Annotated in this window: 27 protein-coding genes; 12 read left to right on the top strand and 15 right to left on the bottom strand. The window is 32.6% G+C overall.

All coding sequences use genetic code 11. The features are described from left to right. Positions 1-109: 109 nt before the first annotated feature. From AC06G9_RS12440 to AC06G9_RS12380, 13 genes are all read right to left on the bottom strand, one after another. Positions 110-1,567: an ABC transporter transmembrane domain-containing protein gene (locus tag AC06G9_RS12440; RefSeq protein WP_480958182.1), complete on the bottom strand. Its 1,458-nt coding sequence runs from the start codon at positions 1,565-1,567 to the stop codon at positions 110-112. Positions 1,568-1,593: 26 nt separating this feature from the next. Then, entirely contained in the window at positions 1,594-2,220 is a 627-nt protein-coding gene (locus AC06G9_RS12435; protein ID WP_480956356.1) for a cysteine peptidase family C39 domain-containing protein, read from the bottom strand. A gap of 16 nt (positions 2,221-2,236) precedes the next feature. Then, on the bottom strand, positions 2,237-2,758 hold the full coding sequence (locus AC06G9_RS12430; RefSeq protein WP_480956355.1) for a TlpA family protein disulfide reductase: 522 nt from the start codon (positions 2,756-2,758) through the stop codon (positions 2,237-2,239). Between the two features lie 5 nt (positions 2,759-2,763). Continuing rightward, a complete protein-coding gene (locus tag AC06G9_RS12425) occupies positions 2,764-3,402 on the bottom strand; it encodes a hypothetical protein (protein WP_480956354.1) in 639 nt (212 codons plus the stop codon). 192 nt (positions 3,403-3,594) lie between these two features. Then, positions 3,595-3,783 (bottom strand): hypothetical protein, encoded by a 189-nt coding sequence (locus AC06G9_RS12420; protein WP_260949358.1) that lies wholly within the window; start codon positions 3,781-3,783, stop codon positions 3,595-3,597. Between the two features lie 11 nt (positions 3,784-3,794). Then, entirely contained in the window at positions 3,795-3,989 is a 195-nt protein-coding gene (locus AC06G9_RS12415) for a hypothetical protein (RefSeq protein WP_260949360.1), read from the bottom strand. A gap of 272 nt (positions 3,990-4,261) precedes the next feature. After that, positions 4,262-4,423, bottom strand: coding sequence for a hypothetical protein (locus AC06G9_RS12410; RefSeq protein WP_346569456.1), 162 nt, complete (start codon positions 4,421-4,423; stop codon positions 4,262-4,264). A 15-nt stretch (positions 4,424-4,438) separates the two neighbouring features. Continuing rightward, a complete protein-coding gene (locus tag AC06G9_RS12405) occupies positions 4,439-4,705 on the bottom strand; it encodes a GNAT family N-acetyltransferase (protein WP_480956353.1) in 267 nt (88 codons plus the stop codon). After that, positions 4,684-4,845 (bottom strand): hypothetical protein, encoded by a 162-nt coding sequence (locus tag AC06G9_RS12400; RefSeq protein ID WP_480956352.1) that lies wholly within the window; start codon positions 4,843-4,845, stop codon positions 4,684-4,686. Before AC06G9_RS12400 ends, AC06G9_RS12405 begins: the two co-directional genes overlap by 22 nt. 25 nt (positions 4,846-4,870) lie before the next feature. Next, positions 4,871-5,308 carry a GNAT family N-acetyltransferase gene (locus AC06G9_RS12395; RefSeq protein WP_480956351.1) on the bottom strand — a complete coding sequence of 146 codons (438 nt, stop codon included), beginning with the start codon at positions 5,306-5,308 and terminating at the stop codon, positions 4,871-4,873. A 157-nt stretch (positions 5,309-5,465) separates the two neighbouring features. Continuing rightward, positions 5,466-5,975, bottom strand: a complete 510-nt coding sequence (locus AC06G9_RS12390) for a YfbM family protein (RefSeq protein WP_480956350.1) — start codon at positions 5,973-5,975, stop codon at positions 5,466-5,468. A gap of 59 nt (positions 5,976-6,034) precedes the next feature. Further along, positions 6,035-6,610: a hypothetical protein gene (locus AC06G9_RS12385; RefSeq protein ID WP_480956349.1), complete on the bottom strand. Its 576-nt coding sequence runs from the start codon at positions 6,608-6,610 to the stop codon at positions 6,035-6,037. A 93-nt stretch (positions 6,611-6,703) separates the two neighbouring features. Beyond that, entirely contained in the window at positions 6,704-7,645 is a 942-nt protein-coding gene (locus tag AC06G9_RS12380) for a hypothetical protein (protein ID WP_480956348.1), read from the bottom strand. A 211-nt stretch (positions 7,646-7,856) separates the two neighbouring features. On the opposite strand from AC06G9_RS12380, the gene AC06G9_RS12375 reads away from it, so the two are divergent. Both AC06G9_RS12375 and AC06G9_RS12370 read left to right on the top strand, forming a co-directional pair. Further along, on the top strand, positions 7,857-8,636 hold the full coding sequence (locus AC06G9_RS12375) for a carboxypeptidase-like regulatory domain-containing protein (RefSeq protein WP_480956347.1): 780 nt from the start codon (positions 7,857-7,859) through the stop codon (positions 8,634-8,636). Then, positions 8,581-9,483: an alpha/beta hydrolase gene (locus AC06G9_RS12370; protein ID WP_480956346.1), complete on the top strand. Its 903-nt coding sequence runs from the start codon at positions 8,581-8,583 to the stop codon at positions 9,481-9,483. The genes AC06G9_RS12375 and AC06G9_RS12370 overlap by 56 nt, the downstream gene beginning before the upstream one ends. A gap of 492 nt (positions 9,484-9,975) precedes the next feature. Here the strand turns inward: AC06G9_RS12370 and AC06G9_RS12365 are convergent, their stop codons facing one another. Then, positions 9,976-10,431: a hypothetical protein gene (locus AC06G9_RS12365; protein ID WP_480956345.1), complete on the bottom strand. Its 456-nt coding sequence runs from the start codon at positions 10,429-10,431 to the stop codon at positions 9,976-9,978. 372 nt (positions 10,432-10,803) lie between these two features. On the opposite strand from AC06G9_RS12365, the gene AC06G9_RS12360 reads away from it, so the two are divergent. Together AC06G9_RS12360 and AC06G9_RS12355 are read left to right on the top strand one after the other, a co-directional pair. Continuing rightward, positions 10,804-11,037, top strand: a complete 234-nt coding sequence (locus AC06G9_RS12360; RefSeq protein WP_480956344.1) for a hypothetical protein — start codon at positions 10,804-10,806, stop codon at positions 11,035-11,037. 31 nt (positions 11,038-11,068) lie between these two features. Then, positions 11,069-11,308, top strand: coding sequence for a hypothetical protein (locus AC06G9_RS12355; RefSeq protein WP_480956343.1), 240 nt, complete (start codon positions 11,069-11,071; stop codon positions 11,306-11,308). Positions 11,309-11,428: 120 nt separating this feature from the next. On the opposite strand, the gene AC06G9_RS12350 is transcribed toward AC06G9_RS12355, so the two are convergent. Next, entirely contained in the window at positions 11,429-13,222 is a 1,794-nt protein-coding gene (locus AC06G9_RS12350; protein WP_480956342.1) for an erythromycin esterase family protein, read from the bottom strand. Positions 13,223-13,803: 581 nt separating this feature from the next. On the opposite strand from AC06G9_RS12350, the gene AC06G9_RS12345 reads away from it, so the two are divergent. The 8 genes from AC06G9_RS12345 to AC06G9_RS12310 all read left to right on the top strand — a co-directional run bounded on the left by AC06G9_RS12345 (position 13,804) and on the right by AC06G9_RS12310 (position 22,951). Further along, entirely contained in the window at positions 13,804-14,253 is a 450-nt protein-coding gene (locus AC06G9_RS12345) for a nuclear transport factor 2 family protein (protein ID WP_480956341.1), read from the top strand. A gap of 208 nt (positions 14,254-14,461) precedes the next feature. Beyond that, a complete protein-coding gene (locus tag AC06G9_RS12340) occupies positions 14,462-15,424 on the top strand; it encodes an Rpn family recombination-promoting nuclease/putative transposase (RefSeq protein WP_480956340.1) in 963 nt (320 codons plus the stop codon). A gap of 146 nt (positions 15,425-15,570) precedes the next feature. Further along, a complete protein-coding gene (locus AC06G9_RS12335) occupies positions 15,571-15,894 on the top strand; it encodes a heavy metal-binding domain-containing protein (RefSeq protein WP_480956339.1) in 324 nt (107 codons plus the stop codon). Then, positions 15,857-16,618, top strand: a complete 762-nt coding sequence (locus tag AC06G9_RS12330) for a hypothetical protein (protein WP_480956338.1) — start codon at positions 15,857-15,859, stop codon at positions 16,616-16,618. Before AC06G9_RS12335 ends, AC06G9_RS12330 begins: the two co-directional genes overlap by 38 nt. A 498-nt stretch (positions 16,619-17,116) precedes the next feature. Next, positions 17,117-17,905, top strand: coding sequence for a DUF2971 domain-containing protein (locus AC06G9_RS12325; protein ID WP_480956337.1), 789 nt, complete (start codon positions 17,117-17,119; stop codon positions 17,903-17,905). 27 nt (positions 17,906-17,932) lie between these two features. Then, the gene (locus AC06G9_RS12320) at positions 17,933-19,471 is read left to right on the top strand and encodes an SIR2 family protein (protein ID WP_480956336.1); all 1,539 of its coding nucleotides are present in this window, start codon (positions 17,933-17,935) and stop codon (positions 19,469-19,471) included. Positions 19,472-19,486: 15 nt separating this feature from the next. Next, on the top strand, positions 19,487-21,412 hold the full coding sequence (locus AC06G9_RS12315; protein ID WP_480956335.1) for an ATP-binding protein: 1,926 nt from the start codon (positions 19,487-19,489) through the stop codon (positions 21,410-21,412). 51 nt (positions 21,413-21,463) lie between these two features. After that, positions 21,464-22,951, top strand: a complete 1,488-nt coding sequence (locus AC06G9_RS12310) for a putative phage abortive infection protein (RefSeq protein WP_480956334.1) — start codon at positions 21,464-21,466, stop codon at positions 22,949-22,951. Positions 22,952-23,001 lie beyond the last annotated feature (50 nt).

Below are 23,001 nucleotides of genomic sequence, written 5' to 3'. Positions count from 1 at the left end.
CGCTAGTGTGCTCTTTCGGTTTAGTAATAAAAGAAGCTTTGCATAAAACAGGTTGCCATACAAAGAATCCCACATTTTAACACCAGTTCACAGAGGGTTTTATATATTTCTAAATTAGCGATAATTCTCCTTGTTTAAGCGAATAAACTTTATCTGCTATTTTCGTATTATCAATGCGATGAGAAATAACAACTAAACCCATTGTCTTTTTAAGTTTAGTTAGTAGATCTAAAACAAATCTTTCTGTAGTTTCATCCATTGAAGAGGTAATCTCGTCTAATAATAATAGTTGTGGGTTTGAATATATTGCCCTAGCTAATCCTACCAATTGTTTTTGTCCACCGGAAATATTTAATCCTTCTTCACCTAAATTCGTCATATATCCTTGAGGAAATTTACTAAAATATTTATCAAAGCCATACAGTTCACAAAAAGAATGTAGCCTATCGATTGCACCCTCTTTTAATACATCATCAAGAATAATGTTATATAAAACAGTTCCATTAAAAATTTTAATTTCCTGGGGTACATTACTTATAATTTTATGCCAACTATATAGATTTACTTTGTCAAGCAAATTATTATTAACAATAACATGGCCAACTGATGGCTTATAATTTTTTTGGATTAATTGAAAAAGAGCCGTTTTACCAGAACCAACATCTCCTAAAATAAAAGCTATTTCTCCTTTCTTTATAGAGAAATTAACATTGGAAAATAAAGTTTTGCTTCCATTAAAATTAAAACTTACCTGGTCTAAAATTAGTTGATTAAATTCAAATATATCATCCAGCGAAGCAGTAGTAATAGAGTCATGAAAAACATTTAATTCAAGCATTCTGTTATGTGCTACGATAATTTCTTGAATATATGTGTTAATTTGCCCTAATCGCATAATTGATGGTAAGAGGGCTCCTGATAACGTTAAAATGGCCATCATTTGACCAATCTTAAGATCGTTATTAATAATTAAAAATGAACTTACTGCAATTATCGATATAATGGTAAATACTCCAATAACATCTGAATATAAATTAAATTTTATATTTATTAATCCCAAATTAAACTGTTTCAATTGAAAATCAGTAAAAAGTATATTTGTAATACCTTTAAAATAAGATTGTTTGTTATGTTCTCTAACTACATCAATTCCTGTAAGTGTATCTATATAATTACTTTCCACCATGCTGCTAGAATTCATAACCTGAAGGTATCCAGCATTTATTTTTCTAGAGAATCTATTTACTATAATCAGAAATAATGGAATTGTTATTAAGGAGATTAATCCAATTTGCCAAGAATAAAAAAATAAACAACCGATGGAAAGAATACAAATTATAAGATCTATAATTAAATTTCCACCAATAATATTTATGTTTTTTTGTATTCGCTGCGTATCACTTAAACGGGTCAATAAATCTCCTAGTTTTCTACTATCAAAAAAAGTTTTGGGAAGATAAATCAGTTTCTCAAAAAAACGTATTGTAATTCTTTCATTAAAATTCTTACTCTGAACCAAAATAAATCGACTTCTGATACTATTAATAAATGAACAGGATAATAAAATAATGAGTAATAGTATTAAACCTATAATTACTTTACCAGACTCTTTTTGTGGAGAAAGTCGTCAATAAGCTTCTGAGTAAAAAAAGCATTTGACAGACTTAATAATGAACTAATAATACCTAAGGCAATACAGACAAGTAGAATTGATAAATCAGGTCTCAAAAGATTAACAAATGATTGAAATTTTCTTTTAACTTTTCCTTCACTCAATTCAAAGGTATCATTAGGTGATACAAGCAATGCCATTTTACTTGTCCACAACTTTTCCAGGTCTAAATGACTAATTATTTTTACACCAATTGATGGATCTAAAATTATATATTCATTTGAAGTCGTTTTTTCATAAAATACAATGTAATGCAAAAAGTTATTTTCAGTTGTGACAAGTAGTATAGTGGGTTCGACTTGATAAGTAAGGTGTTCAAAATCCATTTTAACACCTTTTGCATCAAACCCAATTTTTTGAGAAGCCTGATATAGCCCTAGCATAGTAGTTCCGTTTACAGTAGTCCCGCTTAAATGCCTTAGATACTCCTTATCCACAGTTCCTCCATGCCAATTTACAATAGATGCTAACGCAGCAATTCCACAATCACTCTGATCTTGTTGTAATAAAGATATTTTTTTTAGAAATGCAAGCTTCTTTTTAAACATATGTGTTTGTGAATTCTTACTGGTAAATTTTTTTAATAAATTCTATTTCGAATTTTCCCACATGATCTTTAATATATTCATGATCTGAATTATAAAAAAGTGAGTATGGGATTGATTTAGGTGAAAAGTGCTCCCAAAAAACGTACTTAACATCTTGTAAAAGAATAAAATTCGATTCAGCTGATATAGAAAAAAGATCGTCTAATTCTTTTATTCTATTATTTTCTGCATTAGTTACCATCAATATTGTGAACAATTTAAAATAGCTCTTTTCATGAATTAACTCTTGTATTTCATCAGTGCAGAAGTGACAATCAGGATCTATAAATAAGATTATTATGGGTTTGTTTTTGGGAATGGAGTCATTTGTATATAAAGATCCATCTATCTTTTGAAAGGCAAATTCCGGGATATATTTTTTATTAATATCCTTTTTCTTATTGTTATTTATTGCTATAAAGGTAAATCCAATTAAACCAATGAAAAAAGCAATTATAAACCCAGCTAATATAAATTTCAGTGTTCTTCTAGTCTTCATTTTTGTTAATATAATAATGATAAAAATACTGAGATAACCATCAGCATAAAAAGAACAGGAACATAACTCAACAATACAGCACTTAAAGATTTATCAAAATCAATTTTAAACTGCATTTTCAAAATATAAGCGATTAAAAATATATACAGAAATTCAAAAACATTAATTAGCTGAAATGGATATATCCATACTTTATCAATTAAGTTGTAATCTACTAGATTCAGTACCGATAACGGATAAAAATATTGAACGTCCTTTAGTGAATATTCGGTATTAAAGAAGGAAAACCATATCAATTTTATTAAAATAGGAATTATAAATAGAAAATCAGCAACTATAACTACTTTAATGATTTTTGTGAATGATGCTTTTATATTTAAAAAAAATACCCCGACGAAAAAACTACAAGAGATTAACACTAATTTTAATGTTAAAATTAAGGGCAAAAATATATAAGCTACCCAACCATACTTTTCTTTATTTGAAATAATCACATTTATCTGCTCAGAAGAGAATTGGTTGGCAAATTCATTATAAAAAAGATTATCTGATTCAAGAGTCGATAAAGAAATAAAAGTTCCAAGATTTAAAATTATGAGAGCCAGAAAAAGTACCCAAGTTTTTTGTTTTAAAATTGAATGCATTGACGTTTAATTTGAAGTAAAATAGAACTCAAATATTAAGGATTTTCAAAAAGATTTGTTTAAGGTTATAATCAGGATAAATTTGGCCATTTTATCCATTTTATGATATTAAATCTTAAAATAGGGTGTTTTATACAAACACCCTATTTTAGTAATATAATTTTATCCCACTCCTAAATTAGGTAGATAAAACTAATCTTTAATACTGTTTAATTTGTTTCTTTTATCTATGCTAAGTTTCTGTGCCAATACTCCTGTCACACATACTGCAGTAGATATTAAAAAATTTTTTGAACTGATTTCTCCTATAGAAAATAGAACTATTGAAGTAATTTCTATTACAGCAAATGCTGCGATAATAATATAAGAAAATTTATTCATAACGTTAGCTATTAAGAACACGAATCAATTAACGAAGCCGTTGCAAGCCCCTTTCCAACTAAAGCAACAATGAGGCCTGCACCTCCTGTTACAAATGCAAATCCAGCCGTTGCAACTACAGCTCCCGCTAACGCAAGCCCGCAGCTATAAGTCATCTTTCTACCTCCCTCAAGAGATGCCATTTGATCAAAATTTAGTGTTTCCATTTTTCTTGGTTTAAATTTGAAATAATTAATTAGTTAATAACTTGAAATTAGTGTTTATTATTTATAAAAGCAAAAATATTTTACAAAACACGGAAAAATTAATCTCAAAAATTAGAAATACAATGTTTTAATTATGATAAAGTATCAATCATAATAATGTTGAAAATAATTTTAACATCTAAAATTCTCTCTGAGAACAAATTTATTTCAAATTATAACGTGCTTATAAAGCATCAAAACTAATTATTTGAGTTGTTAGCTTCATGCGCGATCTAAGTTAACAACCCCAGTTGCCAATCAAACTCTATTTTTGGTTCAAATTCCTTTAAAGCAGTGTTGACCACGGCTACCCCCGGGAAATCATTTTGTTTAAAGTTTAATACTGAATAGAATTCCTCGGGTATCAATACTTTATAATCTGTTATATATCTCACAATCTTAACATTCTCTCAATGCTCACTACCTTTATAGATCCACATAGGTTCCGTTTGCCCTGCACGCGAGAATCCCATCTTTTTGTAGAATTCTGTCGCATCACCATCAGCAGTTAGCATCTGCATATGAAATGAACAATATTTTTCCTGCATTTTATCCATGATCATTTTACCGATCCCTTTACCTTGATAATCTGGATGCACAAGTAGGTGAGGGTAGTAAACAACAAGGTGGCCATCAGAAATAGCATTTCCTAAACCTACCAATCGTTCATTTCCCACGCAGTGATCAACGAGTGTGAGTCACTTAAAGCATTACAAAGCTCTACAGGTTTATCAGCAGAACTCCATTCATTTGCACGGTACAAGTCAATTATTTCTTCCGGTTCAATGTCTCGGCGTTCAGAAAGGGTGATGTCCATATCGGTGATTATTATTTTATATTTCTTATAAACTGTAATTGTAAAATTTGAATGAACTTTCTTTGAATCCTAGTTTTTCATATAAAAATTGTGCAGGATTATCACGGGCGGTGCTTATGGAAACTCTCGCGCAATTGTTTTCTTTTGCAAATTCAATGACTCGATGTATTAAAAGTTTTGCTATGCCTTGATTTCTATAATGCTCAAGTACAAACAAATCATTCAAGATATACACCTTCTTAAGAGAGGCAGATGAAAAAGTGGGAAACAATTGCGTAAAGCCAACTATTTCATTGTCTTTTTTAGCTGTAAATATAACAGATTCATTATTTTGCATTCTTTCCTTTAGGAAAGTGATATTATCATCTCTAATACTTTCTACTTTGTAAAATTTGAGGTAAAGAGAGAAGATCACTTCTAAATCTTCAATATCATTAATAGTAGCTTGTTGGATTTTAATCATTTTTTTAAATTGGGATGAATAGGAACTAGTTTTTTCCTTCTTCCTATTTTTATCTTTTGCTGTTGTTTCTCTATTAAATTATTTCATCTATTATTCTACTGACTACAAATAGAAATTTATAGTCAGTAGAATAATAGTGAATCGATTAAATACTTTCTTATTGATCAGCGGTAAATAGTACATATCTGTTTTCCTTCGCCGCAAGTTCCCAAAATACTATTGAATTACTGAACCAATCCCAAGTGTATTGAAAGTCTTCCTCACTGATGAAATCGGCATAGTCTTCATCATCCGCCAAAATTTGTTCGTACCCCTTTTTCAAGACTACTTTGGTTATATTTTTGACGGCTTTAGCTATCTCTTGTACTTCTTTCGGACGCTTCAGGGTCATGATATAATCATCCCCATTATATAAGATTTCTCCGCCCAATATTACATGATTTAGAGGAAACTCACCATTATTCCAGCCATATTTTCCGTCCGTTAAACTTCTATGTAGTCCATCCCATGATTTGTCCAGTTCCGCAATTCTATCTGGAAATTTTTCGAAGTAAATTTCTTCGATACTGTGCTGCAGATATTCCAGACGATCCGAATCAGCGTCATATGACTTCAATTTTTCTACTTCCTTTTCATCAAGCGAAAAGAGTACACCTAAACAACTCATGATTTTTATTTTATTTGAGCAATATTGAATGTATTGAATGAACGTTAAATTTCTTTTTACTATTGACTCATCAGTTTTTTTGCGATGTCGATCACTTCTAATTTGAGTCGGTCAAAAGGCTGTATCCTATAAGCAATGCCTCCAAATATAAATCCTTTTCCATTATTTGGAAAGTCAATAGTGCCTGACGAACTATCTATTTTAAGCTTTAAAAGTTCGTCTGCACGTTTTTCACTGATCTCTCCCCATACTTTACAGGGCACCTGTATGCTTTTTCCGTTACTAGGATTTATAATATTATACGATAGTGTGGTATTCGAACCCTCAATTTCTTGTATCAATATGATCATATACAGCACATCTCCACCTTGATGAATGACGAATCCGTATGATGGAAGTTGTCTAGAAAATTTCAAATATTCAGTTAACGTTGGTTTTACGCTGACATAAACCGATGACTCTTTATTTGAAATATTATTGTCAATCAGGTAATAGGATGAAGTCAACTCAAATTTATCAAACTTTTCTTCACTAATAACCTCACTGTTGAATATGGGATTTCCCAGCCTGTCCTTCTGTCCAAATGCACTTTTCAGTGTGATAATAGTCAGTAGAAGCAGTATTAATTTTTTCATGTTTACCATATCGTTTTATTTACAGATATTACTCTGATTAAGAAGTGTAAGTACAAGCTTTAGCGAATTATTGACCACCCGGGGCAGTATTTTTTATTTTCGATTAAATGTCTTTATTAAGTTTTTGATTTCGGAAATATTGTTGTCGTAATCATTGTTTGTCGAACCAAAAAGTATATAATATAAATTGTCGCTAAATAAGATTACTTGACATATTTTTTCATTTGCACTTGTCTTTTTATCCTGTCCTGATGCGATAATTTCATATCCTGAAATTCCATCAATTGAAATTTCGGTAGTAGTTTCTATTTTTGTGATTTCTACGGGCAATTGTTTCACTCTGTTTAAACAAAATAATTTTCTATCTTTAACATCTGTCGTCGAAAATGATTTGGCAATTATTAGATAAGTTTTGTCCGCTGATTTTGTTGGTATAATTCCATCTGTTGTAAAAATTAAAGAATTTGCCACACTTTTTGCAAATTGTAGTTTGCTTTTTGATAGGTTAATAGCATAATCTATTATTACAAATGGATTTATTTTTTTATCTGCTTCGTAAAAACTTGTAAGAATTGAGTTTTTCACTGCAATTGCAATTTCTTTTGGATTGTTTGAGATTGAGGCATTAATCATCATTGTTTCATTCTCTGTACCAAAGCACAAAACATATTTTGTATAAACATTTCCGTGTGCATTCTGTTCGCCTGTCACTAAAACTGCTGGTAAGTTATTAAGTGTTAAATTCTCAATTTCTTTTACATCAACACCTTGACTCAAAAACCCTTCTTTTGTCAAACCTTTTGAAGTTTCGGAAAATGGAGCTGGAATATCTAAAACCATAATTGTTGAACCGCTTTGATTTTGTTGTAGTCCTAAAAAGTTAGTTGCTTTTATAAATCCGTCTGGTGGAATTAAACTAATTTTTGTCCCTTCAATATTTATATGTTTAGTAGTCAAAACATTTGTTGTCTTTGTTTGTCCAAAAATTGTTGAGAATGTTAATAGAAAAATAGTAAATAATAATATCTGTTTCATAATTAATTTCTATCTGTTTCTGAATTTCGGTAATATTGGTACCAGTGGTCCAGGCAATTTTGCTAAGTAGCTTATCTGTATCGAAGATACAAAAGTGTAACCATTTTTAAAGTCGAATATTACTTTAATGTTAAAGTGTGTTAACCTTTTAGGTAGTCAACTTATTGATTGTTAGTTTTAAAAAAATAGAAACTCTAACCGTACGTTCAGTATGAAATTGATAATATTAATATTTCTTATTTACTTATCAAATCAGCTTTTTGCGCAACAGGTAAACGGACTAGTGCTTGACGAAAAGACAAAAAAACCTATTGTAAACGCCAGAGTAGCTACATCTTCTTACGGCACTTTTACCACTGCAACAGGAAGCTTTAATTTGAATAATGTTCCTTTTGGAGAAACCATAACAGTTAACATTATGGGTTATGAATCTTATCATTTCAAGTATAAAAATACTGCTAAATCAGACACTGTAGTGATCTTATTAAAAATCAGTCCAATTGCATTAAATGAAGTAACTATAAAAGCAGGACGTAATTATATTCAGGATTCTCTAAACCGGAGAAAGGAATATGCTTCCATCTTTGCTTACAAAGCCCCTACAGTCAAAGATATTTTTATTGCTAAGTCATTTAATACAACTACGCATTATTCTCCTTTTCAAAATTCTACTTCATCTTTAGTTAGCGTCAATCTGCTATCCGTAGTTAGTTTACTTACTAAAAATAAAACAGCTACGTCAAAAATGAAGATGAAGCTTTTAAAGGAAGAAGAATATCAATATGTTGATCAAGTGTTTTCAAGGAAAAAAGTACAATCGATAACTACTTTAAAAGGTGACTCACTTCAAAGCTTTATGAATGCATATCGTCCATCTATCGAAGAAGTAAAACAAATGACAGACTATCAACTACTATTATATATCAAAAAAAGCTATGATGAATTTATCAAAACCTACAAGCCGGAAAGTTTCCATTTGCTTAACAAATAAAATATTCATATTGCTTGGATGCATATTGATGATCACTGCATGTAATCATATCGATAAAAGTGAAAACACTGGAATTGATTTAAAATCAGACTATAGTATTTATTCAAAAAATGTAAGGGACAGCTTCTACATTTCCGTACAATTGCCTTTAGAATATCAGGAACAACCTAAAAAGAAGTATCCTGTTGTCGTTTTAACTGACGCCAATTTTTATAGTCCTATGCTTGCGCCAATACTGCACCAGTATGAAAGAGGAGGGTTGCTGCCACCATTAATATTGGTCTCGATCGGTTATAAGTCCTTTAGCCTAATGGATTCTTTAAGAGTAAGAGATTTTATGTTTCCGGCTTCCATTCCTTCCGATGAAATGGAAGCTATCGGTGGAGGTCAAAAATTTTATCATTTTATAACAGACGAGCTGTTGCCAAAAATAGATTCTAGCTACAGGGTAGATAGGGATCGAAGAACCTTATTGGGACATTCCTTTGGCGGATACTTCTCTCTTTTGGCGCTCTTAACACAAGTCGAAAATAGAAGAAATGATTTCTCAGGATTTGTTTCCGCTAGTCCATCTATATGGTATAATGATTATTACCTTTTTAAGCTGTCCCAAGTTCTGAAAGCTTCGGCTCTAAAAGACAGTGTCAATGTCTTTTTAAGCGTAGGAGATAAGGAAGAACCTAAGTGGTCTGTTCAGCCCGTTAAGGATTTGTCAAAACAATTAGCTGATCCTGAGATAAAGAAAGTAATTACCGATGTAGAAATCTATTCACATTTAGACCATATGGATGTTGGACTGGTTTCTTTTATAAAAGGGTTAGAAAAAATATACAATCATCGCAACTGAATATTCTGGAGAAAGTACAGCTGATGTTTGCTTAGCAACATTAATTATTTCAGCAAATCCTAAAATATCTCTTGGATTAATAATGATTTAGCAAGCATCAAAAAGGATATATATCGAGATAAATGTAGCGATAAATCACAAAAATAGGAGTGTGGTGATATTTTTGGTTCTTAAAATTTAATTTTTTACACATTCTTTGTCGGGGATAAATGAATAAGAAGAACTTAGTGACCTAATTTTTACTACTGCTGTTTTTACTTCACTGGAGTAATTACTGAGTTTCGAGACATCAGTACTATCCTCAATTCTGTTTTTTAGATAATTATCGTTTAGCAATCGTACTTCTGTCAGTTTAATTATTTCAACAAAATGGGCTATAGATAAGTCGTCAAAACCATTCTTTCATAGTATTCCGAATATTGATAATTGAATTTAATGCTTTTTTAGTTTGATGTTTAATACAAATTGATTAATGATTTTTAACGTAAACAATTATTTTAAATCATTTGTTTCAGAATCATCATATAAAATGTCTTTCGGTATAATTTCGTTTTGCAAATATTTTACATCAGACTCTGCATTAAATTTGATATCCATAAGTGCCATTGTTTCGTCGTCAAGCCAATCGCCATCTTGATCTTGCATCTGTATTGTCCATTTGTATCCTTTACCTTTTATGGAGTATTCTTTAAGCCTGGCAATCCCTGCCAAACCAAAAGCTATGTAATCGAGCATTTCGTTAATTTCTTCCTCCGAATTATCATAATGCCAATGAAAAGGGCCAAAATAAAGCATGTTATCGCGTCCGCCTAACAGCAGTAAAATATCAAAACCTGTATTTTCGCATCCAAATATTTTTAGTTCGCTGTCATTTTTCTTGCTAAATTTAATATCAGGATATTTTTTCAGTTCTTTAATTACTGTTTGGATAATATTTTGTTCAGTCATTGGTATTTCAAACTTTTTCGATTATTTGATCATAGTTTTATTATTAATAATTGGCATACCCCATGTATGCAACTAAAATTTGTCTAAATATAACAAATCATTGATATCCAAGGCGGACAAAATAAAATTCAATTAAACTAAAAATTATAGTAAATAAAGGCTAATATATTTAGTTTTATTATTTACCTTTGGATATTGAATAAGGATGGACACGCTTCAAGATAACCGGTTGCTCAATATTCTTTCGTGTTCATCCTGTTCAATATTGAATTAAAGCAGGGGAGGTCTGGTAGTTCACTTTATAGTAAAGGGACTTACCATCGAAATGCAAACCTGTTAGGAAAAAGGCGAAAATGATAAATACTAATTGCGATGAATGTACCATTGACAATCGAAATTTTGAATGACTTAAAGCATAAGGGATACAATATCCTGAAGTCTGACAATAGTGTGGATGATGTTATACAGCATTTCGTCCCGACAAAAGTAAATGACCTGTGGGCGTTTATGAGTGAATTTAAGGAAGAGTCCGCTACAGTAGTGATCGAGCAGATTCTAGATGTGCCCGAAGAAGTGTTAGAAGGAAAATTCTTACGGGTTTTCTGATTGATCTTTTAATTTTTTAACAACTATACAGATGAATTTAAAGAAAATACACCAAGAATATATACTCAATCATCCTACAGCTGTCAAAACAGGTAAAAGTAGATCACAGTTAACTTTTAGACAGATTGCCGGTATCCGAGAGTCTGCCTTTAGCATCTCTCAGTTATTTACCATAGCTGATGGAGAAGAGATTATTAGACAAGGTTTTGCTCGTTGGCCAGATATTATAGCAGGGGAGTTGGAGCTACTTAAGAAAAGAATGGTTGATTAATATGTGATGAATTTTTTGTTTAAATAGCATATCAAAGTCAGAAACATTAGAACAGTGTCTTGTTCATCAATTCTATAGTCAGTCTCCTTTTTTTGTTGTTTATAGTGTTCCATCCCGCATTTAGTCAAGCAAATGAGAATTTGTTGAAGTTTTAATAAATATGAGATAATCAAAAGCATCGGCAATATTTGTGTCTTGAAATTCAATATCTTGTTTATTTGCGCCAACGATTCTAAAAGGTAGCGTTGACAATAACCAGTCTAATTCGACAGGTTTGTCCGCTTTGATTTTCTTAAGATCAAGAATAAAGCTCGGTTCATCCATTTGATTTAAAAAATGCTCATAAGTTCCAGGGAAGGCGGTTACTGCAGGAAATGGCTTTATATCGTTTGGATCCATAGCCGTGTACGAACCGTCATAAAAAGTAAAGCCAATTGCCAAAGATTTACCAGGAATGGAATCGGCGATATAACCACCCATTCTCATCTGTGAATCAATGAATCCTTTATCGATTGTTTTGTTGCTTTTAGAAATATGACCGTTATGGGCCCATACTATAATTTTTGGATCAGGACGATGATCCAATAACCATAAAAGATTTTCTGCCATATAACGATCGCGCTTTTCCTCAGGATTTCCATCACCAATTTTATGATCTACATATTGTTCTAAAATTCTCATATTTTGTAGTAGCCAGTCTTTCTCTGTTCCCGTTTTATCACTTTTTTGGATTGCAGTTTTTACCTGAGTGTGCAACTGGGTAGTACGATGCATCTGTTCATCAGGTAAATGCACTTTTCCATTTTGGTTAGCGTACTGGTACGCTATTGTTGAAATAAAATATTCAAATTCATATAAATCTTTTTGAATCTCAGTATTTGTTTGGAGTGCTTTTTTTACTTCTTCTATTGCTCCTTTGTAAAACTGCATATCAAATCCCGCAAATTCAATTTTTGGTTTCCCTTGGTTAAAGTCTTGCATCCAGTTCAATAGGTTACGAATTTCAGTTGTATGCCATGGCCACAAGTATAGTGTTTTTATCAAGTTTACCTGGTCAAACTGTTGATCCAGAATAGCTTTGTTTAATGTATTAGATTCAGGCATATTGGCTTCAAAAGCCAACATGTTGAATGTATCATGTTGAGATAGGTATTTGATGATGCGGTGTTTCATTTTGAAAATTTCACTAGAACCATGAGATGATTCACCGAGTGATATGATACGTGCATCTTTAGTCAGTTTTTTCAGAATAGATAAATCCGTATTAGTTTCAATATTTGGATCAGATGACTCTAAAGGATAACAGTACTTTTTTAATACCTCTAGTTCATTTTTCGTTAGTGCGGCAGTTCTTGGTACCGGAGATATATATTTTTTACCATCAATAAAAAGTTCAAAATTATCAAACCAAGCAGTCAATGCTCCACCATAGCAAGCACCTCCAATAGAAATTATTGCGGCATTGGAATCAATTTTGGCTGAAATGCTGACTTCTTGCCACGAAGATGTATGATCAATCCGTTTTCCAGCCATGTCATCGAACTGAATTGGTTTTCCTATTTTATCATAGGCAACTAGAAATAAACCTGCTTCGGCCTTTTCTTTAATGTCTGTTTTTATTCTTCCCTTTAGAATAATATCCTTCCCTTTTACGAGTGCAGGCGGTAATATGTTTGAAAAAAAAGCATCTCTTTTTTCATTGGGATTTGTTTTGCTGATTTTGTAGCTATAGTTTCCGCTAACTTTTTCGACGCTGTCTAGGGTGTATAATGCCGCATTGTTTAGAGTGACCCATCTTCTTATCTGATTACCACTCATGGTTTCAAAATCTAAATTTAAGTATGTCTGTGCGGATATTATGGATGTACTGCAGGATAGTAGAAGTAATAGCGCTAGTTTTTGTAATGGTTGCATCTTTATTTGGTCGTAGTCTATAATATGGAAAGTACAAGATAGCTATTTTTTCAAAGTAATTTATTGTAAGATATAGGTTAATCTTATTAAGTTACGAATAAATACCATATATACATCATGGAAAATAGTTGCGAATGCTTGAAAATCCATATACATCAAAAGGGCCTAATTCTCATTAGACCCTTTATCTTGGCGTTTAACTGCACAGTAATTTTTATGTTTCTTATCGTTTCCTCTTTTTTGTTTCATCATCCATATTGTTTTCAAGCAACTGGATTTATTTACTGTACTACGTCATTTATCGTTATCCACTTTCCTGTTGAAAGTATGTTTGTTATCGCTTTGTATTATAAGAACACCTGTCAAATAAAATAGTTCAAAAAAGTTTAAAATAATTTCACCTAGCCATTTCCACCATTCACCGAGTTTTAGTTGGTTTAGTCTAATTGCCATTGGGTAGGAGCGATTTACACCCTACTTTTGAATCAACAATTGCTTCAGCAAGCATCAGGGTTTGAGTTGGTGGATGAGGGGCTGATGCAACTTATAAAAAGAAACTAACAATATAATATAAAGACATTATGAATACTTTAGCAAAAACATTCGCAGCAGCAGCCTTGATCGCAGTATCAACATTCACTATGGCAGCGGGCAATCCAGAAGTAGCAAACCCTAAAAAAGCAGTGGTCAATTTATCTACAGCAGATCTAGCCATTGATCATTACGTTGCGGTTATGACAGAAGGTCAATCGGCAGGAGTAGAACAGTTGTTTACAACAGACTTCAGTCAAAAAGTAAAGGCATCAAACGATCAGATCAACAGCCGTTCGGAAGTGATTTCCTTCTTGAAAAAGCAAAAAGGAGAGCAGCTCAACTGTAAAACCAGTACTACCATCGTACAGGAGTCAGCAGACTATATGATCGCCAAAGTAACGATGCAGTTTGAAGATTTTACCAAAACCGATCTAGTGACTTTAGTCAATGACGGCGGTAACTGGAAAGTATCCCAATCGATCAATTCTTATCAGTAATCAAGTTTAATCCATATATTAAGTAGAAGCCATGTCGTAAGATGTGGCTTTTTTTTGTGCCTGGACAGCAAGACTAGGTTGACAAGTTGATACTTTTGTTATCTGCTAGCCGACAACAAACGACTACAAACGTTTAATAACCGGCTAATAATTTTAGTTTTCTGATGTTTGCTTATCAATATCGATTATTTAAGCAAATTCTAAAATTATGAAAAATCACGTTCAACCCGTATTTATTGATCCGACCACCGATGAGGGATTCAAACGTTTATTTGGAGACAAGATCAACCTGATCAATTTTCTAAACATCATCTTTCGCGGTCGCAAGACCATAGTTGATCTGACATATCGAGACACCGAGCGTATCGGAGCAACCGAGGAGATCGGTAAGGTTATCTTTGATCTGGTTGTCCAGCTCAGTACAGGCGAGGAAATTATTATCGAGATGCAGACCAGTACACAGACCAATCTCAAGCAGCGCATGCTTTATTATGCCAGCAAGGTTATTTCAGATACAGCACCCAAAGGCAATCGCAAGTCCTGGGGGTATGCCATTCAAGAGGTTTATACCATTGTCCTGATGGATGGTTTTCATATGCCAGGAGGTGATCATAAAACCTATTTTCACGATACTTGCCTGTGTAATAGAGATTCAGGGAAAATTTTCTATGAAGGATTTGGGTTTATTTACCTCGAATTGATTAACTTTGTTAAAAGTGAAGCTGAGGTTGAAGACGAACTGGATAAAGTATTCTTTATGCTCAAGAATATGTCTACGTTAAAGACCTTGCCACGGATCATGAAATCGGCGGTATTTCAACGATTCTTTCAGTTGGCTAGCTACGCAAAATTGACAAAGGAGGAACGAACTATGTATGATATTAGTTTAAAACGTAAATGGGATGCCGAAGCAGTGCGGATGTATCAACAGGAACAAGTTGAAGGACTAGAAAAGCAATTGGGAGGACTAGAAAAGCAATTGGGAGGACTAGAAAAACAATTGAAAGAGGCTAAGCAAGCATCCAAGAAAGCAGCAATAGAGGCTAAAGCTGAAGGCCAACACCAAAAAGCTATTGAAACAGCTTTGAATTTGAAAGAGATGGGTTTGTCTACCCATCAGATTGCCAAAGCTACAGGCCTTACCATCGACGAGATCGAAAAACTTAAATAAATCAAATAAATCATATAGATAAACCTATAAAGCCATTCTGTCAAGAATGACTTTATAGGTTTATTACCCTCCTTACGGTTTACCGTATCCACTAATCAAACCAATCCTTTATTTTCGGGATTTTAAAACAGTATTCATCATACACCATGATCGTTACCAGTACCCATACCATCGAAGGGAGACAAGTCCTGCGTTATTTTGATCCCATATCAGCAACAGCTGTTATTGGAGCCAATGCTTTGAGTGAAATAGGAGCCAGCTTCGTAGACCTCTTCGGTGGGCGCTCCCGCAATTATGAAAACAAACTACAGGAGCTATATAAGAGCGTAGTGGAGTCTTTAAAGCAAAATGCACGTAGCTATCGGGCAGATGCCGTTATAGGCTTTAGCGTCCATATTGATGAGCTCTCGGGCAAAGGCACGCCGATCGTTTATGATCACCGCTATCGGTACACCTGTATTGCTCAATGAAATCAAACATATACAAGCAGAAGCGGTAGGTGGAGATATCGATGGATCAGTTATTAAGAACAAAGTCAAAGCAAGCCTGATCATAGAACGCTATACCAGTATCTATACCATGGACAATGCTACAGCCGAGTTTATAGCTACATCCCGATTGACCGAATTTGTACCCCTGCTATTCAAAGCGATGAATGAAACAGGGGAGGATCAAGAATTCAAAGACAGTCAAGCCACGCTCTTCCGTTATTTTGATTTCCTGGACAAAGATCAAGCTATAGCCATACTCTATGGACAGTTGCTGTCCGATGATTTAACCGGTGCGCAGTTTAAGATCATTAGCAAAGCGATCAGCAGTTCCAATCTTATCGATTACGATCAAGTGGAGAAACTTTTAGCAGGATCGTTATGGGCAAAAAAGGCAGCATTGAAGGTACTTACTTTAGACAAAGACTGGTATTCCGCTCAAGATATTGCCTATTTACAGACATTGAAGGGGGAGGGCTTGGTAAAGCTATTTCCAGAAGTAGTTACTGTTAAAGAATCAAAGGGCATGTTTTCATCGGGCAAAGAAGTATGGGTATGTTTATGTGGCAATAGCAACAAGCTGGATGCTACATCAAGTAGTTCTTGTACCAAAGATAAACGAGGCTTCGGTGCTGAGGAATTAAAACCTGAAGCTGTGCAGAAACTGATTAATCGGAGGTTAGTGGTTATTGAGAATGTTGAGTGATTGATACAACTATTTTATTTTCAAATGTTTAATTTTCCTATTATATTGCATTAGATTTTGAGAAGAAAATATTAAGCCAAGAATCTAAGTTATCTTTTGTAGGAATTTTATTGCAGTTATTATAAAAGAAGATCTATCGTTAACCTTTTCACTCCTTAAAATCAAGATTGTATTTATTGTATAAAGATTAGAATGGATTTCATCCTATTTAGGGGTTTAATTCAGGCTAGATTGTGAACTTGTTTTATTAAATATCTACCTTATTGTGGTGAGAATTTGATGACGAAATTTCCTGTATAATAAATATTAACCAACAAAAATTAAACTGATTATATTGACAAAAGTAATGACGAATATTGAAACAAAAAAACGGATGAATACTATTGCGAAGAGATCACTTTTTAGCATTTCATTTATTTCAGGTGTTTTTACGGTTTTCCGTAAACTATCTATATCCAGTAATGATATCTTCGTGCGCTACCGCATAAATTAAAATATATGGGACTTATTTACCATTACACCAAGTTTGAAACTTTTATGTCCTATATTTTATCTACAGGACTACTACGTACAAGCTCACTTCGGCAGATGAATGATCCAAGAGAATCTTTAGATTGGTCCTTTGGGGGTATCAACGTACCATATGAAGAGATTTTCAAAGGATACTATTCTGACAAAACAGCGATAGATTGTCAAATTAAGTATGGCAATATGATTAAAGATGGCTACCAAATTCTTTGTTTTTCCGGAGCGAAAAAAGATGGGTGGAATAATGAGATGATGTGGGCTCATTATGGCGGTTTACATTCAGGGGTATGTCTAGAGTTTGACGAAGATATTCTTTTAGATAACCTGAAAAAAGCCTATTCCGATCAGAGTTGTCATTTGGAAAATATCGATTACTCAAACCGTAAAACGGATCCATCGATTTATTGGCAGAACGACAAGAGCGAATCCGAGAATATGAACGATATCCTCCATTATATGGTAAAGGACATGACACTTTTGAAATCTAATTTTTGGGAAAACGAAGATGAGCGAAGGTTAGTTTGCCGAGGTACAGATAAACCGCTATACATACCGATTGAGAATGCACTAAAAACAGTTTATCTAGGTGTGACATTTGAACGGAGCAAGGTATTAATAAACAGTATTTTCGAAATGTTTAATGGCAGATTCAATCTTTCACTATTAATTTATCAACACAATGGTTTTGAGCGTTGGGGAATTAAAACGCTGTCAAATGGTAAGGTTGGTACATGTTCTTTCAATGATATTAATAAATAGACTAACAAAATAATTATAACTGCTATTATGCAAGAAGATGGTTTAAATAATAAATCCGAAGACAATTATGACGATAGTTGGATAGGTAATGGTAGAGAGATAGAATTAACACATAATGGAATAGAAGAGTCTTCCACACACTTAGTTTCTGAGGAAGATGCGCATGCTATATCAAAAGAAAACGTAAACTTTTATCAAGGAGGAACTGATCGTTTAAAAGATTTAGAAGGTGATAAAGAAAATATAGAGGAAAGATTAAACGCAATTAAAGAGGCTGTTCAAGACTTTTTTAATATGCGTAATATTCATTTTCTATTCGGATCAGGTACAAGTACTCCGGCTATTCCAACGATGCGGGAGATGCATGAAAACGTTGTTAAGAAGCTTCAAGAAAATGATAGTGAAGAAATATTCAAAGAGTTTAATGAGATATCGAAAAGGATTAAAAATGAGACGAACTTAGAGGATATTCTTGGAATCTTATATTCTCACCGATCATACCTTAAGAATTCCAATAGTACATTCACTGAAGAAGAAGACTCTGTTTCTACCGAAACCACAGATACTGTAGAAAAGGATATTAAAGATCCAGAGACGATTTGTTATGAATTGATTAAGGTCATAGAAGAAGTTATATTCAATTCTATTAATATTGAACTTTTTAAAGGGAAAAACCTTAAAACTTTACCAAAGCCAATCCAAGATAATTTATCACTATATCAAGAATTCTATAGAAAGTTGGCATTGCGTAATAAAGATTTAGCGCGGTTAAATATTTTCACAACGAACAATGATCTGTTTAACGAATATGCGTTGGATAGTCTCAATATCCATTACATCAATGGTTTTGGTGGCGGAATTAGTAAGTTTTTCAATCCTGCGTTATTCAATTACAACTTTGCCAAAAGAATGGACACCAGTATCGAAAAGTTTGAACCAGTAGAAAATATGGTTTACTTATATAAGATACATGGTTCAATAAACTGGGTTGAAGACGAGCAAAATGCGAACACATATTTTAAGATTAAAGAAGTTACTGTTCCTGAAAATGTTGGAGATAAAAATGTTTTAATTTATCCGGCACCTACCAAACAAAATAAAAGTTTAGGAAGTCCTTATGTGGAGATGTTTAGAGAATTTCAAAAGAAACTTCTAGAACCGCATAGCGTGTTATTTATCAGTGGTTACAGTTTTAGTGACGAACATGTAAATAATATAATTTACCAAGCATTGGCTACTAATACAACCATCAATGTTGTGATATTGAATGATGTAAGTGATACAGTTATTGGTAAGGTTGACGATAATAGGATATTTAAGATTTGGGGGCAGATATTTGATTCCACAGATGAAGCTGTTCCCAGTAAAGAAGAGACTTCGGGCGAAGCTGAAGCAGCTCAAACTACTGGTTCAGTAGGAAAATCTAGCATACGTAAAATCCATTATTTTGATTATTTCGTTAGGGAGTTAATACCTAATATTGATGCATTCAAAAACGATGATGACATTCTTGGGAAGTTTCTCAAAGGATTGAAATTGAGTTCGAATAAAGATGAAGGTAAGTAATATCGTAAAGTAAATATGAAAATCGGAAAAGTAATTTCAGTTGAATACGACAAGTTTAAGGTTAAGCTTTATCACACAACAAAAAACTCTGCAATCACCCTAAATGGTCAGATTTATTACTTCGGCAATATAGGCTCTTATCTAAAGACCCATAATGCTATTGGAGATGCCATATTATGCGAGGTAGTGGCTATATTAGATCATAACATCGAAAGCAAGATGTATTCCACCTATAACCTGGATAGCTCTCGTGAATTGGTCATTAAACCTATTGGCACATTAGATAAGAAAGGAGACTTCAAGCTTGGGATTGGCATTTTTCCATCTATTTATGCTGATGTGAGCATTGTTACTTTTGATGATATTAAATCTATATTATCACCATCAAAATCAGGAGGAGAAGACTATAAGGTTCATCGTGAGATCGAATTAGGAATAAGTAAGAATCTTATCAATTACAAGATTAATCTTAATATCAATGCTCTTTTTAATATCCATACCGCGGTTTTAGGGAATAGTGGTAGTGGAAAGTCTAATACCATAGCACATATTTTACAACAGGTATATCAAAAACTAGAACATCAGGCTATAGGTGCTAAAACAATTCTGTTTGATGTTAATGGTGAATATCATCGCGCTTTTAATAATGTTCTCGTTAATCAATTAAAAACGAAGTTCTATAAGCCTAATATTCCTGCAGTTGAGGGAGCAATATATACACCATTTCATTTACCTTATTATTTAATGAACCTTGATGAATGGTTGGCATTCTTAATGGCATCCGATCGCACTCAAAAACCATTTTGGGATAGTGTTCTTCAAGAAACTTTTAAATTTTATAAGATCTTTACTTCTAATGATGGGAATGAATCTGCTCTGTATGAAAACTATTTTAAGTGGAAAATACGCAATATTCTTTTGAATATTGTGACTCAGAGCGATAGTGATACTATAAAAATAACAGCTGCACGAGGGGTTATAATTAAAGCAAAAACTTTAATAACGGATCTTGAGAATAATCAAAATCTAATTGAGTTTCTCACTAATGCAGATGATAGTTGTATAATTAAATTTGGGAATAATGATAATGAACTAAGTGATTTCCTTTCTCACTTGATACTTAATGAACATGATGCATTAGAAATTGATTCAAAGCGCCTGAAGCCTGGTGATTATTTTGATCATAGATTTTTAAAGATAGCTGTTGATTTAACGTTGTTAAATGAAGAATCGAAGGGGAATGGTAGGATTCGGGAATTTACTTCCACTATGATTAATCGTTTAGATTATTTTCTTGAACATCCAGACTGTGACTTCATGAAACAAGACGACGTCAATTATCTAAATGAAGGTGATTATTTAAAAACAGTATTTTCTCTTGATAGTAAAGAAAATCAATTGATCATCATAGATACTAGTGAAGTTGGCAATGATATTCTAGAGTTGACAACAAGTGTTGTTAATAGAATGATTTTCGATTTTAGAAAGAAAAAAATAGGAGAGGATAGAAGGCGAAATCCTGTACACATCATATTGGATGAAGCTCATCGATATATCAGAAAAGATGCAGAATACATTCTTCGGGAAAATATATTCGAAGGTATTGCACGAGAAGGACGAAAGTTTGCAATGTATTTAATTGTTTCATCACAACGTCCATCCGAATTGTCTGCAACAGTACTTTCTCAGTGTGGTAACTATTTTATACATAGGATTCAGAATGAAGTCGATATGCGATACATATATTCTGTTTTGCCATATTTTTCAGATGACTATGTTATTAAGATTAAACAAGCAGTGCCAGGCGAGGTACTGGTATTTGGTAATTGTGTGCCTATGCCACTTCAGATTAAAATACATAAAGCAATTCCTGAACCGAATAGTGAAAACTGTGTGATTAATGAAGAATGGTATCAAGATGACACCATTGAAGAACTATAATTAGTTTTTGAACTGTGTTAATAAATCAATTTGAAATTAAGTTAATTAATAATGAGTGCTAATAAACCAAAAAAAAGAAAAAGCAGTTTATCTAAAGTTTTAAAGAACTCATATAAAGAAATTGAGTTCTTTAAAAAATCTAACTGGAAGAATTTTATTAGAAATCCAATAGTGAAAAATTTTTGGATTTTCTTAATACTAGTTATTGTATGTTTTTTTGTATGGATTACTGTTAAAAGATCTCAAAGTTATTTTAGTAATAATGAATTGTGGGATACTATTTCGAATAAGTACAATACGACAAAAGAGGGTGAAATTGCTAGGCAACAAGATTCATTCAAAATTACTACCGTATATGATTCACTTAGTAATGCTGAAAAAAGTCAGGAGTTAAATACTAATTATAAAATTCCTATAAAGTATCTTGTGGAAAAGCAAGATAAAGAATCTTTTGAGTTAGGAGACATAGGCGATTTTATTGGCGGGTATTTCGGTTTTTGGATAGGAATTATTGGAGCATTATTGACTTTTTTGGCCTTTTATGTACAATATAGGGCTAACAGGGATGTGCAGAAACAGTTTAGACTGCAGCAGTTTGAAAACCAACTGCATAAAATGATGGATGTATATCTTAATAATAAAGACAAGTTTACAAATCCCGGATATAAAAATCCTCGTAATGAAGCTGTTGATTTAAAAGAAATCGAAGGTGATAGTTTATTAGAAAAGCTAAAAAAATTGACTGAATTAGACGTGTTGGCACAAAAGAATACTAAAATATTTTCAATATTTTCCTTTAACAATAATTACGTTTTTAATAATGGTGATGACGATAAGTTCTTTGAATATATAACTAGAGATCACTTGGTTTTTCAGAAATTTTTAGTTGAGCTGAAGGTCATAAATCGAGTGTTTATTGAAGCATACAAACTTAAGAAAAAGCTTGAAGAGGAAGATTTAGGACCAGAAATTAAGAAAGAGTTATTTGAAAAATCATATAGCGTTTTTTTTGATGGACTTAATAAGTTTAATAAAGCTACTAATACTAGAAGTGGCTATGTTGCCATTGCTGTTAAAATATTAGAATCTGTAAGAGAAATACATAAGAAAAATGGTACAAAGATATTTGAAAATTTTTATGAAGGGAAAAATGAGGAAAATAAAACATTATGGCTAAAACTCAATTACGAACCTTTCAAAGGTTACCTTCATTTTTTACCTCAATACTTTAGAGGATTGTATTCTATAGTCAATTATGTGGTTAATGAGAATGAAGATTTGAATTTGTCTGAAGATCAGAAAAAAAATTATTTAAGAACTTTAAGATCCACAATGTCCAATTATGAACAGACTTTATTATTTTATAATTGGTATAGTACTTATGGCGCGCGTTGGGAAGATGGGAAGAATAAATTTTTCACCGATTACAAGATGATTCATAATTTACAGAGAAATACTTTAATAGATAATGATTTAAAGGTGCAGGATATTTTGGGCCTTAATGATGACGAGTTCAAAGAAGTATTTGATAATTTTTAAAGGATGAAATGACTGATTAATGAACGTCGGATGAAATTCAGTTTTAACTA

The sequence above is a fragment of the Sphingobacterium sp. MAE genome (assembly GCF_056711605.1).
Note: the sequence above shows the minus strand (reverse complement) of the source record. Positions and strands in the feature narration are given on the sequence as shown.